Raw genomic sequence first — 15,629 nt, forward strand, 5'->3', positions numbered from 1 at the left:
ACCGCGGCGGCGAACGGCACGATCTTCGCCTCCGCGAGAGCACGCACCGACTCCCGGAGCATGTCGTGCTCCTCGGAAGGCCGATACAGGTCGAAATCAGCGGAACCTGACACGCTCACTCACTCCCACGCTTGCTAACTACCGTTAAGTAACCCAAATGGTAGGGCGTGACCAGGCCCCGGACCAGGGCACGACTATGCTCGGGCAGGCATTCCGCCCGACGTTCACTGGAGACCCGCATGGCCCTCAAGATCACTGTGATCGGCACCGGCTACCTCGGCGCCACCCACGCCGCGGCCATGGCGGAACTGGGCTTCGAGGTCCTCGGCCTCGACGTCGTCCCCGAGAAGATCGAGCTGCTGTCGTCCGGGCGCGTCCCGATGTACGAGCCGGGCCTGGAGGAGCTCCTCGCCAGACACGTGGCCGGGATCGAGGGTTCGAGCGGGCGGCTGCGGTTCACCACTTCGTGGGAGGAGGTCGGCGCCTTCGGTGACGTGCACTTCGTCTGCGTGAACACCCCGCAGAAGCACGGCGAGTACGCCTGCGACATGAGCTACGTGGACGCGGCCTTCACCTCCCTCGCCGGAGTCGTACGCGAAGGGGCCCTGGTCGTCGGCAAGTCGACCGTCCCCGTCGGCTCGGCCGAGCGGCTCGCGGGCCTGCTGCCGGAGGGTGTCGAACTCGCCTGGAACCCGGAGTTCCTGCGGGAGGGCTTCGCCGTGAACGACACCCTGCACCCGGACCGGATCGTGGTCGGCGTCCGCGGCGAGCGGGGCGAGAAGACGCTCCGCGAGGTGTACGCCGTACCCGTCGGCGAGGGCTCGCCCTTCGTGGTGACCGACTTCCCGACCGCCGAGCTGGTGAAGACGTCCGCGAACTCCTTCCTCGCCACCAAGATCTCCTTCATCAACGCGATGGCCGAGGTGTGCGAGGCCGCCGGCGGCGACGTCGCCAAGCTGGCCGAGGCACTCGGCCACGACGACCGGATCGGCCCCAAGTTCCTGCGGGCCGGCATCGGCTTCGGCGGCGGCTGCCTCCCGAAGGACATCCGGGCCTTCATGGCCCGCGCCGGCGAGCTGGGCGCCGACCAGGCGCTGACCTTCCTGCGCGAGATCGACTCGATCAACATGCGGCGGCGCGGCCAGATGGTGGAGATGGCGCGGGAGACCCTCGGCGGGAACTCCTTCCTCGGCCGCCGGGTGGCCGTGCTCGGCGCCACCTTCAAGCCCGACTCGGACGACGTCCGCGACTCCCCCGCGCTGAACGTGGCCGGGCAGATACACCTCCAGGGCGGCCAGGTCACCGTCTACGACCCGAAGGGCATGGACAACGCCCGGCGCGTCTTCCCGACCCTCGGGTACGCGGACTCGGCGCGCGAGGCCGTCGTAGGGGCGGACGTGGTGCTGCACCTGACGGAGTGGCGCGAGTTCCGCGAGCTCGACCCGGCGGAACTCGCCGAGGTCGTGTCGTCGCCGGTGATCCTGGACGGCCGCAACGCGCTCGACTCGGAGCGCTGGCGGGCGGCCGGCTGGACGTACCGGGCGATGGGCCGCCCGCGCGCCTGACACGAGGAGGCACGAGAAGGGAGGGGGCGCGGTCGCGCCCCCTCCCTTCTTCGTACGGCCGGTCAGGCCGCGGCCGGCCGGATGCGGTTCGTGCGGGACAGGAACTCCGTCTCGCGCAGCGCCCTGGTGACGTTCGCGTGCGCGAGGCCCACCAGCTCCTGGGCCGGCCAGCCCCGGCGCAGCAGCTCCGCGAACAGCGGCACGTAGCCGACGGCCGGGGCCGTCGTGTGCGAGACGCCCACGCAGTGCGGGCCGGCCAGGGCGCGCACCCGGTCCAGGACGTCCGCGGCGGCGGCCGGGTCGTCCGTCACGGTGACCATGCAGACGGCGCCGTTCTCGCCGAGGAGGCCCAGGACGTCGTCGGGGAGCTCCTCGGGGGCCGCCCGCGTCAGCAGGGCCGGGGCGCGGGTGACCGCGAGGGTGCGGCGGACCGTGTCCTGGTCGGCTCCGGACAGGTCCACGGCCAGGCCGATGCGGTTCATCTCCCGTACCGCGTCGCGGGCGAAGCGGTCGAAGCCGGCGAGGCCGGCGGCCCGTACACCCAGGGCCTGATAGGCCCTCAGGGTCGCGGCGGATCCGCAGAGCGCCGTCCAGGCGACCGGCCCGAGGAGGGCCGCGACACGGCCGCAGTTACGGGCGTGGGCCATCTCGGACGTGGTGTGCGCGAGACGCAGGTCCTCCGGGCAGGCGGCGACGAGCGCGCGGACGGCGTCGATGCGCCGCAGGGTCCCGATGACGCCCTCGTCGGCCTCGACGCGCAGGGACCAGAACTGGGCTCCGGCCTCCCTCGCGCGCATCGGCGGCAGGTCCTCCGGATCGAGGGACGGGGGCAGGTCGGTGTGTCCCTCGACGACGGGCTGGGCGGCCAGGATGGCGCGGGCGCGGGACGTCTCGTCGAGCGCCGTGGATGGCTCCGGTACGTCGGGCTCGCCGGCGGCGGCAGGGACGGTGGAGAGGCTGGGAGGGTCGTCTAGCAGTTCCGCCATGGGGTCACTCCGAACTCGGCGATGCAGTACCGCCCCGCCTCGACCGGCGGGGCAGTACCGTCCACCGTGCCACCGGCCCCCTGCCGGGGCCCGGCGGACTGAGCCGTTCGGGTGACCGTCCGGCTACGGCGCGTCGGGTCCGTCGACAGCGTCGATGGTCGCGTTCGACGGTGCCGTACGGCTCTTCAGGTCGCGGGAGACCGCCTCCGCGTCCCGGAGGGCGCGGACCGCGTTGGACCAGGTCAGCTTGGCCAGGTCCGGGTGCGACCAGCCGCGGTGCAGCAGCTCCGCGATCAGGTTCGGGTAGCCGGCGACGTCGTCGAGACCGGCCGGGGTGAAGGCCGTTCCGTCGTAGTCGCCGCCGATGCCGATATGGTCGATGCCGGCGGCCTCGCGCATGTGGTCGAGGTGGTCGGCGACCGTGGCGGCGGTGGCGATCGGGCGCGGGTTCTCCTCCTCGAAGGCACGGTGCAGCTTCATCGCCTCGGCGGTGGTGTCGAGGTGGTCGAAGCCGTGCTCGCGGAGGTTCTCGTCCGCCCGCGCGGTCCACTCGACGGCCGCGGGGAGGATGAACTTGGGCACGAAGGTGGCCATCGCGACGCCGCCGTTGGCGGGCAGCCGCTCCAGGACGTCGTCCGGGATGTTCCTCGGGTGGTCGCACACCGCCAGGGCCGAGGAGTGCGAGAAGATCACCGGCGCCGCCGTGGCGTCGAGGGCGTCCCGCATGGTGGTGGCGGCGACATGCGAGAGGTCGACGAGCATGCCGGAGCGGTTCATCTCGCGGACGACCTGCCGGCCGAAGGCCGAGAGCCCGCCGACACCGGGCTCGTCGGTCGCCGAGTCCGCCCAGTCGTTGTTGTCGTTGTGGGTGAGCGTCATGTAGCGCACGCCGAGGGCGTGCAGGGCGCGCAGGGTGGCGAGGGAGTTGTTGATCGAGTGGCCGCCCTCGGCGCCCTTCAGGGAGGCGATACGGCCCTGCCCGCGGGCCGCCTCCATGTCGTCCGCCGTCAGGGCGGGGGCCAGCTCGCCCGCGTACCGCTCCAGGAGCTGGTCGACGATGTCGATCTGCTCCAGCGTCGCGCTGACCGCGTCGTCCCCGGCGAGCCGGCACGGCACGTACACCGACCAGAACTGGGCGCCGACGCCGCCGGCCCGCAGCCGCGCCAGGTCGGTGTGGAGCGCGCCGGTCTGGTCCGCGCCGATGTCCATGCGGTCCAGGTCGTACCGCACGTGCTCGCGCAGCGCCCACGGCAGGTCGTTGTGGCCGTCGACGACGGGGTGGCCCGCGAGCAGTTCGCGGGCCTCCGACAGACGGTCCGCCGCGCCGCTCACTTGCCGAAGCCGAAGGAGTCGGCGCCCTCGACCTTGGCCCGCAGCCGCTTGCCCTTCTCGGTCGCCTGGTCGTTGAGCTCCTGGAGGAACTCGTTCATCCGGGCGAGGAGGTCGGCGTCGTGGGCGGCGAGCATCCGGGCCGCGAGCAGGCCCGCGTTGCGGGCGCCGGCGACGGAGACCGTGGCGACGGGGACGCCGGCCGGCATCTGCACGATGGAGAGCAGCGAGTCCATGCCGTCCAGGTACTTCAGCGGCACCGGCACACCGATCACGGGGAGCGGGGTGACGGAGGCGAGCATGCCGGGCAGGTGGGCGGCGCCGCCCGCGCCCGCGATGATCGCCTTCAGGCCACGGCCCGCGGCCTCCTCGCCGTACGCGATCATCTCGCGCGGCATCCGGTGCGCGGAGAGGACGTTGACCTCGTAGGGGATCTCGAACTCGTCGAGGGCCTGCGCGGCGGCCTCCATGACGGACCAGTCGGAGTCGGATCCCATGGCGATGCCGACGACGGGGGAGGTGCTGTGGCTGCTCACTCGGTGATCGTTCCTCGCAGATATCCGGCGGCGTGACGCGCGCGCTCCAGCACGTCGTCCAGGTCGTCGCCGTAGGTGTTGACGTGCCCCACCTTGCGGCCGGGCTTCACGTCCTTGCCATACATGTGAATCTTGAGCTGCGGGTCCCTCGCCATGCAATGCAGGTACGCCGCGTACATGTCGGGGTAGTCACCGCCCAGGACATTGCACATCACGGTCCACGGGGCACGCGGGCGCGGATCGCCGAGGGGCAGGTCGAGGACCGCCCGGACGTGGTTGGCGAACTGCGAGGTGATCGCGCCGTCCTGGGTCCAGTGACCGGAGTTGTGCGGGCGCATCGCCAGTTCGTTGACGAGGATGCGGCCGTCGGTGGTCTCGAACAGCTCGACGGCGAGGTGGCCGACGACCCCCAGCTCCTTGGCGATGCGAAGGGCCAGCTCCTGCGCCTGGCCGGCCAGCTCGCCGTCGAGGTCCGGCGCGGGCGCGATGACGGTGTCGCAGACGCCGTCGACCTGCCGGGACTCCACGACCGGGTAGGCGACGGCCTGGCCGTGCGGGGAGCGGACGATGTTCGCGGCGAGCTCGCGCGTGAAGTCGACCTTCTCCTCGGCGAGCACCGGGACCCCCGCGAGGAACGGGTCACGGGCGTCCTCGGGCGTACGGACGAACCAGACGCCCTTGCCGTCGTAGCCGCCGCGCACCGTCTTCAGGATGATCGGGAAGCCCCCGCCCTCGGCCGCGAAGGCCACGGCGTCCTCGGGGTCCGCCACGATGCGGTGCCTCGGGCTCGGCGCGCCGATCTCGTCGAGCTTCGCGCGCATCACCCCCTTGTCCTGGGCGTGCACCAGCGCGTCGGGGCCCGGCCGGACGGGGATGCCGTCGGCTTCGAGGGCCCGCAGGTGCTCCGTGGGGACGTGCTCGTGATCGAAGGTGATCACGTCACATCCGCGCGCGAAGTCACGCAGCGTGTCCAGGTCGCGGTAGTCGCCGATGACGACGTCGCCGACCACCTGGGCCGCGGAGTCCTGGGGGGTGTCGCTGAGGAGCTTGAACTTGATGCCGAGGGGGATGCCCGCCTCGTGCGTCATACGGGCGAGCTGCCCGCCGCCGACCATGCCTACTACGGGGAACGTCACCCTCTTAGGGTATCCGCACCATCCCGGAAGCCTCGTCCGGCTGTGGTTTGGCACAAGAAAGGCGGGGCGGGAAGCGGGTTCTCCAGTGGTTTACGAGGTACCCGGGCGGGTGACAGGAGGGCTGGTTAGCATGGGTTGGGTTGACGTCATCCGGGCGTCATCCTGACGGACGGGACAGAGCCATCACCATGAGTGAACCCGGCGCGCTGCGCACGCGACTCAACGGGCTCTTCCGTGAGGTCGCCAAGTTCGGGGTGGTCGGCGGTCTCGGCGTCCTGGTCAACCTCGGCGTCTTCAACCTCGTCCGCGGCACCACGGAGATTCCGATGGTGCGGGCCAGCCTGATCGCCACCGTCGTCGCCATCGTCTTCAACTACGTGGGGTTCCGTTACTTCACTTACCGCGACCGGGACAAGTCGGGGCGGACCAAGGAGATGTCGCTGTTCCTGCTGTTCAGCGTCGTCGGCATGGTCATCGAGAACGGTGTGCTCTACGCGGCGACGTACGGCTTCGGCTGGGACGGCCCGCTCGCGAGCAACTTCTTCAAGTTCTTCGGCATCGGCATCGGCACGCTGTTTCGCTTCTGGTCCTACCGCAGCTGGGTGTTCCGCACGCTGCCCGCGAAGGAGGCGGTCCAGGCCGCCGAATCGTTCTTGGAGCAGCCCCCGCGCCAGGCGGTCCGGCGCCAGCCCGACCGCGTCTGACCAGCCTTCTCACCTGACGGGGCGCTCCCGCGTCTCGTCGGAGACGCTCCTGACCTCCCGGCTCAGGAAGAGCGCGAAGACCGGCGGCTGCTCCTTCAGCAGTTCGAGACGGCCGCCGTCCGCCTCCGCCAGGTCGCGGGCGACCGCGAGGCCGATGCCGGTGGAGCTGCGGCCGCTGACGGCCCGCTCGAAGATCCGCGAGCCGAGGTCGGCCGGGACGCCGGGGCCCTCGTCGGTGACCTCGATCACGGACTGGTTGCCGATGACCCGGGTCCGCAGGGCGACCGTGCCGCCGCCGTGCATGAGCGAGTTCTCGATCAGGGCCGCGAGGACCTGGGCGACGGCGCCCGGGGTGCCGACGGCCCGCATCCCCTGCTTGCCCGAGTGGACGATGGCCCGGCCCGCGCTGCGGTAGGCGGGCCGCCACTCCTCGATCTGCTGCTTGACGACCTCGTCCAGGTCGAAGGCGACGGCGGAGCCGGTCCGCGGGTCCCTGGAGTTGGTCAGGAGCCGCTGGACGACGTCGGTGAGCCGCTCGACCTGGGTGAGCGCGATCGTCGCCTCCTCCTTGACCGTGTCGAGGTCGTCGGCGAGCGCGACCTCCTCCAGGCGCATGGAGAGGGCGGTCAGCGGCGTACGGAGCTGGTGCGAGGCGTCGGCGGCGAGCCGGCGCTCGGCGGTGAGCATGCGGGCGATGCGTTCGGCGGAGGCGTCGAGGACGTCCGCGACGCGGTCGAGCTCGGCCACCCCGTACCGCTTGTGCCGGGGGCGCGGGTCGCCGGAGCCGAGGCGCTCGGCGGTCTCCGCGAGGTCGGTGAGCGGGGAGGTGAGCTTGTTCGCCTGCCGTACGGCGAGGAGGATCGCGGCGACGACGGCGAGCAGGGCCACCGCGCCGATGATCAGGAGGGTGCGGCCGACCTCCTCGGTGACGGTGGAGCGGGACTCCTCGACGATCACGGTCTCGCCGCGCTCGCCCTCGGCGAGGCCCCGGATGACGTCCCCGGTGGGCCGGGTGCCGATCTCGATCGACGGGCGGCCGGGGATCCGGATCTCGGCGAACCGCTTGGCGCCGCTCTGCTCGGCGAGGATGTCCGGGTTGACCGGCTCGCCGCCGATGAGCCGGCTGTCGACGATGGAGGCGAGCCGCACCGCCTCGGTGTCCACCCGCTCCTGGGCGGTACTGGTGATGGTGCGGGTCTCGACGATGACGAGGGAGACCCCGAACACCGAGATGACGACGAGCACCACGGCGAGCGTGGAGTTGATCAGACGGCGGCGCATGGTGCTCTCCGGGGGCGGGGTGGCTCAGCTCTTCTCGAAGCGGAAACCGACTCCGCGCACGGTGGCGATGTAGCGCGGGTTCGCGGCGTCGTCGCCGAGCTTCTTGCGCAGCCAGGAGATGTGCATGTCGAGGGTCTTGGTGGACGACCACCAGGTGGTGTCCCAGACCTCGCGCATCAGCTGGTCACGCGTGACGACCCGGCCGGCGTCCCGGACCAGGACCCGGAGCAGGTCGAACTCCTTCGCCGTCAGCTGGAGTTCCTCCTCGCCCATCCAGGCGCGGTGCGACTCGACGTCGATCCGCACGCCGTGGGTCGCGGGGGCGACGGCGGGCTCGCTGGAGCCGCGCCGGAGCAGGGCCCGGACGCGGGCGAGGAGTTCGGCGAGCCGGAAGGGCTTGGTGACGTAGTCGTCGGCGCCCGCGTCGAGCCCGACGACGGTGTCGACCTCGTCGGCCCGTGCGGTGAGGACCAGGATCGGGACCGTGTGCCCCTCGGCGCGCAGCCGCCGGGCGACTTCGAGGCCGTCCATGCCGGGCAGGCCCAGGTCGAGCACGACCAGGTCCACTCCGCCCTGGAGTCCGGCGTCGAGGGCGGTGGGGCCGTCCTCGCGGACCTCGACCTCGTACCCCTCTCTCCGCAGGGCGCGGGCCAGCGGCTCCGAGATGGATGCGTCGTCCTCGGCGAGCAGTACACGGGTCATGGGGTGATGGTAGTCCGCACGGGTGCCGGGCCGGGGCGGGATGGCGGGGGACGGTCCCCGGGGCCGGGGTCCGGGGCCCGGGGGCGAGATGACCCCTGGGGATCCTGTGGGCATCCTGTGCATGACCTTCGAATAGCCTTCTCCGGTTGCACTTCCGCCTGTGATCCATCTCTCAAGTCCTTCCATATCCGGCACTGTCGTGTCGTATGGTTGCTCGACGTCTGTAGCGGTATTGGGGACCTTTGGCTCGCTTCGCGTGCCAAGGTCCTCTTTCTGCGTGAGGTCGGCTCCGCCGATCCTCGAAGACGGTGAACGACCTGTGGGCCGGGTCCCGGGACGCGACAGCGCGTCTCCCGGGGCGTGGATCCCGGTGAGTCCGACGACTCAGCCGGTGCCGGCCTCCCCCACCGGGCGCATCACGCTCACAAGGCGCGCGTCCCGACAGAGCAAGGATCGACATGGCGTCCAGCCTGACGAAGGACTCGGCCGAACCCCTCGGCTACGAGAAGACCTTCCTCGGCCACCCCCGCGGCCTGGCCACTCTCTTCATGACCGAGATGTGGGAGCGTTTCTCCTACTACGGCATGAGGGCCCTTCTCGTTCTGTACCTGGTCTCCGGCGGCGTGGACGCCGCCACGGGCAGCCAGGGCGGCGGTCTCGCGATGACCGCGGCGACGGCGACGGCGATCTACTCCGTCTACGTCTCGATGGTCTACCTGATGGCCATGCCCGGCGGCTGGTTCGGCGACCGCGTCTGGGGCGCCCGCAAGACCGTCACGATCGCGGCCTCCGTGATCATGCTCGGCCACGTCTCGCTGGCCCTGCCGGGCCAGGCGATGTTCTTCGTCGGCCTCGCGCTCGTCGCGGTCGGCTCCGGTCTGCTGAAGGCCAACATCTCGACGATGGTCGGCCACCTCTACAAGAACGCGGACGACCCGCGCCGTGACGGTGGCTTCACGATCTTCTACATCGGCATCAACCTGGGCGCGTTCCTCGCTCCCCTGGTGATCGGCACCGTCGGCGAGAAGGTCAACTGGCACCTGGGCTTCGCCCTCGCCGCCGTCGGCATGGGCCTGGGCCTCGCCGTCTTCCTGATCTTCGGCAAGACGCTGAACCCGAAGAGCAGCGAGGTCCCGAACCCGCTGTCCGCCGACGAGCGCAAGGCCGTCATCACCAAGGCCGCCGTCGTCACCGTCGTGATCGCCGCGTTCTACGGTGCCGTCGTCGCCCTCGGCATGTACACCCTGAACTGGGCGATGGTCCCGATCACCCTCGCCGGTCTGATCATCCCGGTCGCCGTCCTGGCCCGCATCAAGCGCGACAAGGACCTGACCGCCGGCGAGAAGTCCCGCGTGACCGGCTACATCTGGTTCTTCGTCGCCGCCGCCATCTTCTGGATGATCTACGACCAGGGCGGCTCGACGCTGTCCCTGTTCGCGGACGACAAGACCGCCGACACCATCTTCGGCCTCGGCTTCCCCGCCACCTGGTACCAGTCGCTGAACCCGCTCTACGTCATGGCGCTGGCCCCGGTCTTCGCCTGGATGTGGCTGTGGCTGGCCCGCAAGAACCAGGAGCCGAACACCATCGTGAAGTTCGCGATGGGTCTCGTCCTGGTCGGCGCGTCCTTCTTCGTCTTCATCGTCCCGATGAACATGGCGGGCGACGGCACCAAGGTCTCCCCGATGTGGCTGGTCACGATCTACATGATCCAGACCATCGGTGAGCTGTGCCTCTCCCCCGTCGGCCTCTCCGTCACCACGAAGATGGCGCCGCAGAAGTACGCCTCGCAGATGATGGGTGTCTGGTTCCTCGCCGTCACCGCCGGTGACTGCACCACGGGTCTGCTCTCCATCGCGGGCGTCGACCTCAACGGCACCGGGATCATCGCGATGCAGGCGACGCTCGCCGTCGCCGCAGGATTCGCGATCTACATGTACCGCAAGAAGGTCCAGGGCCTCATGGGCGACGTCCACTGACGCCTGTGGTCCTGGTCCCCCACGGAGGCCGCCGCACCGGGTTCGGTGCGGCGGCCTCCGTCGTTCCGTCACCTCCTGAGCCGCGCCCAGGGGGTGAAGGTGAACACCGCGCCGCCGAGCAGGATCACCGTGCCCGCGACCAGGGCGAGGGCACGCAGGGCGCCGTCGCTCTCGGCGCCGGTCTCGGCGAGGTTCCCGCCGTCGGACCCACCGGACCCGCCGGAGGCAGCGCCGCCGGAGCCCGAACCCGAGGTTCCCGATCCGCCGCTCGCCCCGCCGGCCTGCTTGCTCGTGTCCAGCTCCAGGGAAGCGTTCACCGCTCCCTTGACCTGGCACGGGATCTCCATCTTGGCCTCGCCGAGAGTGACCGAGATGGTGAGCGCGCCGGGGCTGAGCGTGGACTTCCCGGTCGCGCCCGGCTTGTACGTGCCCTTCATGTCCTCCAGGCTCACCGGGGCGCCCGCCGCGAGCGCGGTGGGGTTGGGTGCGCCGGTGACCTTCACCGTGCCGCTGTCGGCGCCGCCGATCTTCACCGCCATGGACGGGGTGAGAGCCCCCTTGGGGAGGGCTGCGGGGCTGTTCATGACGCCCTTGGCCGTCTTGACGGTGAGGTCGTAGACGGCGCCGTTCTTCTTGGCGTTGATCGTCACCTTGGAGTTGATGTCCGGCGGGCCGGGGGCCTGGCAGGCGAAGGCGACGGTGACCTCCTTGCCGGGGAAGTCGGTCTGCCCGCCACCGGAACCACCGCCGGAGGTGGTCGTGCCGCCGCCCGAGGTGGTGGTGCTGCCGCCGGAGGTCGTGGTGCCGCCGGAGGTGGTCGTCGTACCGCCCGAGGTCGTCGTACCGCCCGAGGTCGTCGTACCGCCCGAGGTCGTCGTACCGCCCGAGGTCGTCGTACCGCCCGAGGTCGTCGTACCGCCCGAAGTCGTGGTCGTACCGCCGGAGGTCGTCGTGCCGCCGCCGCCCGCCGTCACCTTGATCGTCGCGCCGACCGGGACCGCTTCCTTCGGCGCGCACTTCGTGTCCGTCGAGATCGGCTTGGAGACGTTGATCGTGTACTTGTCGGGCGTCAGCGTGATCTCGCCCGCCTTGTCCAGCTTCAGTTTCCCCTTCATCTCGGGCAGCACCATCGGGCTGTTCTTGGGGATCGGCGGGTTCTTCCGCGGCCCCTCCATCGCGACGGTGCCGGTCGCCGCGCCGCCCACGGTGAGGACGCCGGTCGGCTTGACCGTGTCCGCGCCGAGGTCGAGCACGTCGGGGTTCTTCGACGCGGCCTGGACCGTCTTCCAGACGATCTCGACCTCGTCGCCGACCTTGGCCTCCGCCGGTGCCGTGATCAGCACCTTCGTCGTGCCCTGCACGGGCGGAAGTCCGGAGATGGACGGCGGGATGCACTCCGTCTTGTACGAGACCTCGGCGGCCTGTGCGGGTCCGGCGGAAATCAGGATCCCCGCGCCGCCGAGCATCAGCGCGACTCCGGCCGCGCTCATCCTCCGTTGCGTACTCACGCTTGTCCCTTCGTCGTCGGGCTGCTCTCTGGGGCTGACGGTGCGGAGTCAGGGCTGAACCACGGCAGGACCGCGGTCGGTTCGTCGTCCCCCGCCTCCCGCCGCGCGGGAACGGAGGTACGGGTACGGGTACGGCTACGGGTACGGCTGGAGGTCCCGGTCCGACGGCGCCACGGGGGCCGGGCCGCGGCGGGGCTCGCGGCCGGACGGACGCGGTCCACCACGGCCATCCCGATACGGAACAGGGCCGTGGGCACGACGACGGCGAGCAGCAGCCAGAAGAGCGTCACGCCCCAGGGCCTGCCGACCCCCCACGGCTGCTCGACCAGGACCTTGCCGGCGTACCGCACGGAGACCTGGTAGTCGCCGTGCGCGCCCGCCGCGAGCTCGACGGGGAGCCGGACCAGGGCCTTCCTGCCGGGCTGGACCGTGCCGCGCCACTGGCGTTCCTCGTACTGCGGCGCGAAGACGCCGTGGCCGGTGCCGACCTGGAAGACGGGGTCCTTGACGGGGGCGGAGCCGAGGTTGCCGACGGTGAAGACGACCTCGCGGCTCGGGGGCGCCCCGAACCAGGTGAGGAGGCCGCTCGATCCGTCGAGGCGCACGGCGGCCAGGACGGCGAGCCGCCCGTCGCCCGAGGCCTCGGGGAGCGGGGCGGTGGGGTGCCCGGCGACGGTGAACTCCCGGTCGACCGCGTCCTGTTGGCCGGTGACTCCGGCCACGTGCACGACGCAGGGGCAGGGTTTGGGCGGTTCGGCGACCGGGAGCTTCGCGCTGAACGCGCCGCGCGCGTCGACGGTGGCGGCCCGGCCGTCGGTGTTGGCGCAGGAGTTGGTGCCGCCGATGACGCCCCTGCCGGGGGCCGCCTGGCCGCAGACCAGGAGCATGAGCAGCGCGCCCGGCTTCCAGCCGCTGCCGCTGACGGTGATCTCGCCGCCCTTGCCGCCCTCCGCGCGGGAGAGTTCGACGACGGGCCCGGGGGCCGCCGTCGCGGGGGCGGCGGGGAGGAGGGCGAGGGCGAGGCCGGTCAGGAGCGCGGCGGCCGTGCGCGCCCACCTCGTGGTGCGGCTGCCTGTCATGGGGTCGCTCCCGCCGACGCTGCCTGGTTACGGGTACGGGTACGGGTACGGGACCTTCCGCGCCGCCGTACGGCGTATCCGGCGCCGACCGCCACCAGGAGGAGGCCGGCCGCCCCGGCCGGCGCCGGGACCGGGGCGAAGGAGGCCTCGGCACGGGCGGTGGCGGGGGCCGCGCCCTCGGCGGTGGCGGTGAGCCGGACGGTCACGGAGTCGAGGGCGGGCGGGTCGGGCCAGGGTTCGGTGCGGGTGGCCCGCTCGCCGGGGCGGAGGGTGAGCGGCAGGGGGCGGTCCGGCCGGTCGAGGACGGTGCCGAGGACGCCGTCGGCGCGGACGGCGAGGCGCGGGGCGAGGACCGTGGTGCCGCGGTTGACCAGGGTGTACCGGAGGGAGCCGGTCGCGGTGTCGACGTGGACGTCCTCGACGGTGAGGGCGGCGAGCCGGGGGCCGCTGACCCGCAGCCGCAGGTCGACGCGGAGTTCGTGGCCCGCCGCGGTGGCCCGTACGGCGCCCCGGTGTTCACCGGGCGGGGTGTCGGCGGTGACGGTCACGGCGAAGGGGACGTCCGCCCTGGTCCTGGCCGGCACGGTCACGGTCCTGGCGGCGAAGGACACCGGCGCGCCCTGCCCGCTGAGCCGTACGGTGAGCGGCCGGGCGCCCGGGTTGGTCAGGGACAGGGTGTCCTGGAGGACGCTGCCCGCGGGGCCCTCCAGGTAGGCGTACGGCCGTCCGGCGGCGGGCGTCGCCGTCCACGCCTGGGCGCCGGGGGGAGCCGCCGCGACCGCGCCGAGGAGGGCGGTGGCGGCGGCCACGAGCCCGGAGCGTGCCGCCGTCCGCATCAGCGTGCCGTGCGCCGGGTGAGCCAGAGGACTCCGGCGGCGCCGGTCAGCAGGACGGTGCCGCCGAGGGTGCCGAGGGCCGTGGCGGAGTCGAGCGGCCCGGTCCTGGGCAGCTCGGCGGGCGGTTCCTGTTCCTCCGCGGGCGGCGGCGTCCGGGAGCCGGAGCCGCCGGGGAGGCCGGTGACCTGGAGTTCGAGGGACGGTTTCGGGTTGTTCTTGGGAAGGCAGACGGCCGCGTCCATGCCGAGGGCGTGGACGGTGAGCTTCCCGGCCGTGAAGGTGACCTTGCCGTTCTCGGTGGGGGTGTACGTGCCCGTGAGGGTGCCGATCCTGATGGGGGTGTCGGGCGGGATGGCGGCCGTGTTGGGCGTTCCCTTGACCTTGACGGTGCCCTCGGCGTCGCCGCCGAGGACGAGTTCGGCGCGGGGGGTCATGACGCCCTTGGGGAGTTCGATCGGGCTGTCGGAGACGCCCTTCTCGAACGACATGGTGATCGTGTAGGCGCTGCCGTTCTTGACGGCCTTGATGTCGACGGGCGAGACGGCGCTCTTGGCCCCGATCTTCGTCTCGCAGGCGTAGTGGACGTCGACGACGGCCGCCTGGGCGGCCGGTGCGCCGGCGAGCACGGCCGCGCCCGCCACCGTGACCGCCGCCGCGAGCGCGGCGGCCGTCCTCCTCCGGTTCGGCTCCTTGGTCACCCCGAGCACCCCTCACCGCGACGTAACTGACGGTCTTTCAGATTGGCCGTCAAGGTACGCCCGGGGCCTCACGGAGGGAAGGCAGGGGAACGGGTGAACTTGTGAAAGTCTCAGGCGGGCGCGGCGAGTTCGGCCCAGACCGTCTTGCCGGGGGCGCCCGGGGTGCGCTCGATGCCCCAGTCGAGGCAGAGCCGCTGCACGATGAACATGCCATGGCCGCCGGGGCGCCCGGAGCGGTGCGGGCTGCGGGGTGCGGGCTGGCCGGCGCCCCGGTCGGTGACTTCGAGGCGCAACACCTTGGGCAGGCGCAGGACGCGGAGCCGCTCGGGGCCCTCGGCGTGCAGGCAGGCGTTGGTGACGAGCTCGGAGACGACGAGGAGGACGTCCTCGGCGGCGGCCCTGCGGTCGGCGGTGGCGGCCGGCAGCCAGCCCCACTCCTGGAGCGCGGTCCGCGTGAAGTCGCGGGCGAGCGGCACCGTGCCGCTGGTCTCGCCGAGGGCGAGCGTACGGACGTCGGAAGCTTGGTCCATCAGCGCTTCACCTCACCGATCGACGGGACAGAGACGGGACAACACGGGACAGGGGGCAGGACGTACGGGCCGTGCGGGCGGTGCGGGCGGTGCGGGCGGTGCGGGAACACAGGGCGGTGCGGGTGGTGCGGGGGTGCGGGGTGGCGTGGGGCACACCCGGCGGGTCGGAGGGCTCAGCCGGGGAGGGCTGTGGCGAGTGTCTCGTGCACGGTGAAGACGGCGTCGGCGCCCGTGATGTGGAACACCCGGGCCACCGCGGGCCGCATCGCCACCAGATGGACCCCGCCGCCGGCGGCGTCCGCCCTCAGTCTGGCGCCGAGCAGGACGTTGAGTCCGGTCGAGTCGCAGAACTCCAGGCCCGCGCAGTCGACGACGAGGCGCGAGCGGCCGGCGTCGAGCGCGCCGTCCAGCGGGGAACGCAGGAGGTCGGCGGTGTGGTGATCGAGCTCACCGACGGGCGCGAGGAGTTCGCTCGCGCCCATGCTCCGGACCTCGACCCGCAGCCGCGCGGGCGGTGCGCTGCCGATGTGCTCGCGGTCCATGGCCGTGCCTCTTCTCGCTCTCGCGGATGCCGACTGACGTGCCTCGAACCCTACAAGCGGGTCACCCTCCCGTGCACACAAGGTCCGCCACATACCAGGACAAAGCGGATTGTCGACACTTGCGACCTTGCGTGTGAAGCAGGTAGGGCTAGAAGACGACACCCGACACGACCGGCTTCGGAGGCGCCGCAAACCGCAGCAGAGGAACCAAGGAGGAG

Annotated in this window: 15 protein-coding genes; 3 read left to right on the forward strand and 12 right to left on the reverse strand. The window is 71.9% G+C overall.

The features are described 5' to 3' along the window. The first annotated feature begins 239 nt into the window (after positions 1-239). A complete protein-coding gene (locus ACIA8N_RS25140) occupies positions 240-1,565 on the forward strand; it encodes a UDP-glucose/GDP-mannose dehydrogenase family protein (protein WP_365778753.1) in 1,326 nt (441 codons plus the stop codon). A 62-nt stretch (positions 1,566-1,627) separates the two neighbouring features. Here the strand turns inward: ACIA8N_RS25140 and ACIA8N_RS25145 are convergent, their stop codons facing one another. From ACIA8N_RS25145 to ACIA8N_RS25160, 4 genes are all read right to left on the reverse strand, one after another. Next, positions 1,628-2,551, reverse strand: a complete 924-nt coding sequence (locus ACIA8N_RS25145; RefSeq protein WP_365778751.1) for a membrane dipeptidase — start codon at positions 2,549-2,551, stop codon at positions 1,628-1,630. A 123-nt stretch (positions 2,552-2,674) separates the two neighbouring features. Then, positions 2,675-3,883, reverse strand: coding sequence for a dipeptidase (locus ACIA8N_RS25150; protein WP_365778749.1), 1,209 nt, complete (start codon positions 3,881-3,883; stop codon positions 2,675-2,677). Then, on the reverse strand, positions 3,880-4,377 hold the full coding sequence (gene purE, locus ACIA8N_RS25155) for a 5-(carboxyamino)imidazole ribonucleotide mutase (protein WP_051751520.1): 498 nt from the start codon (positions 4,375-4,377) through the stop codon (positions 3,880-3,882). Before purE ends, ACIA8N_RS25150 begins: the two co-directional genes overlap by 4 nt. Positions 4,378-4,412: 35 nt before the next feature. Next, positions 4,413-5,606, reverse strand: a complete 1,194-nt coding sequence (locus ACIA8N_RS25160; RefSeq protein WP_365778747.1) for a 5-(carboxyamino)imidazole ribonucleotide synthase — start codon at positions 5,604-5,606, stop codon at positions 4,413-4,415. 134 nt (positions 5,607-5,740) lie between these two features. On the opposite strand from ACIA8N_RS25160, the gene ACIA8N_RS25165 reads away from it, so the two are divergent. Further along, the gene (locus tag ACIA8N_RS25165) at positions 5,741-6,256 is read left to right on the forward strand and encodes a GtrA family protein (protein WP_365778745.1); all 516 of its coding nucleotides are present in this window, start codon (positions 5,741-5,743) and stop codon (positions 6,254-6,256) included. A gap of 9 nt (positions 6,257-6,265) precedes the next feature. On the opposite strand, the gene ACIA8N_RS25170 is transcribed toward ACIA8N_RS25165, so the two are convergent. Together ACIA8N_RS25170 and ACIA8N_RS25175 are read right to left on the reverse strand one after the other, a co-directional pair. Beyond that, the gene (locus ACIA8N_RS25170) at positions 6,266-7,537 is read right to left on the reverse strand and encodes an ATP-binding protein (RefSeq protein WP_365778743.1); all 1,272 of its coding nucleotides are present in this window, start codon (positions 7,535-7,537) and stop codon (positions 6,266-6,268) included. Positions 7,538-7,561: 24 nt separating this feature from the next. Then, complete coding sequence (locus ACIA8N_RS25175; protein ID WP_030555456.1) at positions 7,562-8,239, reverse strand: response regulator transcription factor; 678 nt, start codon at positions 8,237-8,239, stop codon at positions 7,562-7,564. Between the two features lie 458 nt (positions 8,240-8,697). Between ACIA8N_RS25175 and ACIA8N_RS25180 the strand changes: the two genes are divergently transcribed. Continuing rightward, a complete protein-coding gene (locus ACIA8N_RS25180) occupies positions 8,698-10,218 on the forward strand; it encodes an oligopeptide:H+ symporter (protein WP_365778741.1) in 1,521 nt (506 codons plus the stop codon). Positions 10,219-10,286: 68 nt separating this feature from the next. Here ACIA8N_RS25180 and ACIA8N_RS25185 read toward each other — a convergent pair whose 3' ends face one another. From ACIA8N_RS25185 to ACIA8N_RS25210, 6 genes are all read right to left on the reverse strand, one after another. Then, the gene (locus ACIA8N_RS25185; protein ID WP_399416792.1) at positions 10,287-11,708 is read right to left on the reverse strand and encodes a hypothetical protein; all 1,422 of its coding nucleotides are present in this window, start codon (positions 11,706-11,708) and stop codon (positions 10,287-10,289) included. A gap of 14 nt (positions 11,709-11,722) precedes the next feature. Then, on the reverse strand, positions 11,723-12,805 hold the full coding sequence (locus ACIA8N_RS25190; protein WP_365778737.1) for a hypothetical protein: 1,083 nt from the start codon (positions 12,803-12,805) through the stop codon (positions 11,723-11,725). Then, complete coding sequence (locus ACIA8N_RS25195) at positions 12,802-13,641, reverse strand: hypothetical protein (RefSeq protein ID WP_365778735.1); 840 nt, start codon at positions 13,639-13,641, stop codon at positions 12,802-12,804. Before ACIA8N_RS25195 ends, ACIA8N_RS25190 begins: the two co-directional genes overlap by 4 nt. Then, entirely contained in the window at positions 13,641-14,339 is a 699-nt protein-coding gene (locus ACIA8N_RS25200; protein WP_365778733.1) for a peptidase, read from the reverse strand. Before ACIA8N_RS25200 ends, ACIA8N_RS25195 begins: the two co-directional genes overlap by 1 nt. A gap of 110 nt (positions 14,340-14,449) precedes the next feature. Further along, a complete protein-coding gene (locus ACIA8N_RS25205) occupies positions 14,450-14,869 on the reverse strand; it encodes an ATP-binding protein (protein WP_365778731.1) in 420 nt (139 codons plus the stop codon). 173 nt (positions 14,870-15,042) lie between these two features. Next, a complete protein-coding gene (locus ACIA8N_RS25210; RefSeq protein WP_365778729.1) occupies positions 15,043-15,411 on the reverse strand; it encodes an STAS domain-containing protein in 369 nt (122 codons plus the stop codon). Positions 15,412-15,629 lie beyond the last annotated feature (218 nt).

Source organism: Streptomyces sp. NPDC051822 (genome assembly GCF_044452745.1).
GTDB lineage: Bacteria > Actinomycetota > Actinomycetes > Streptomycetales > Streptomycetaceae > Streptomyces.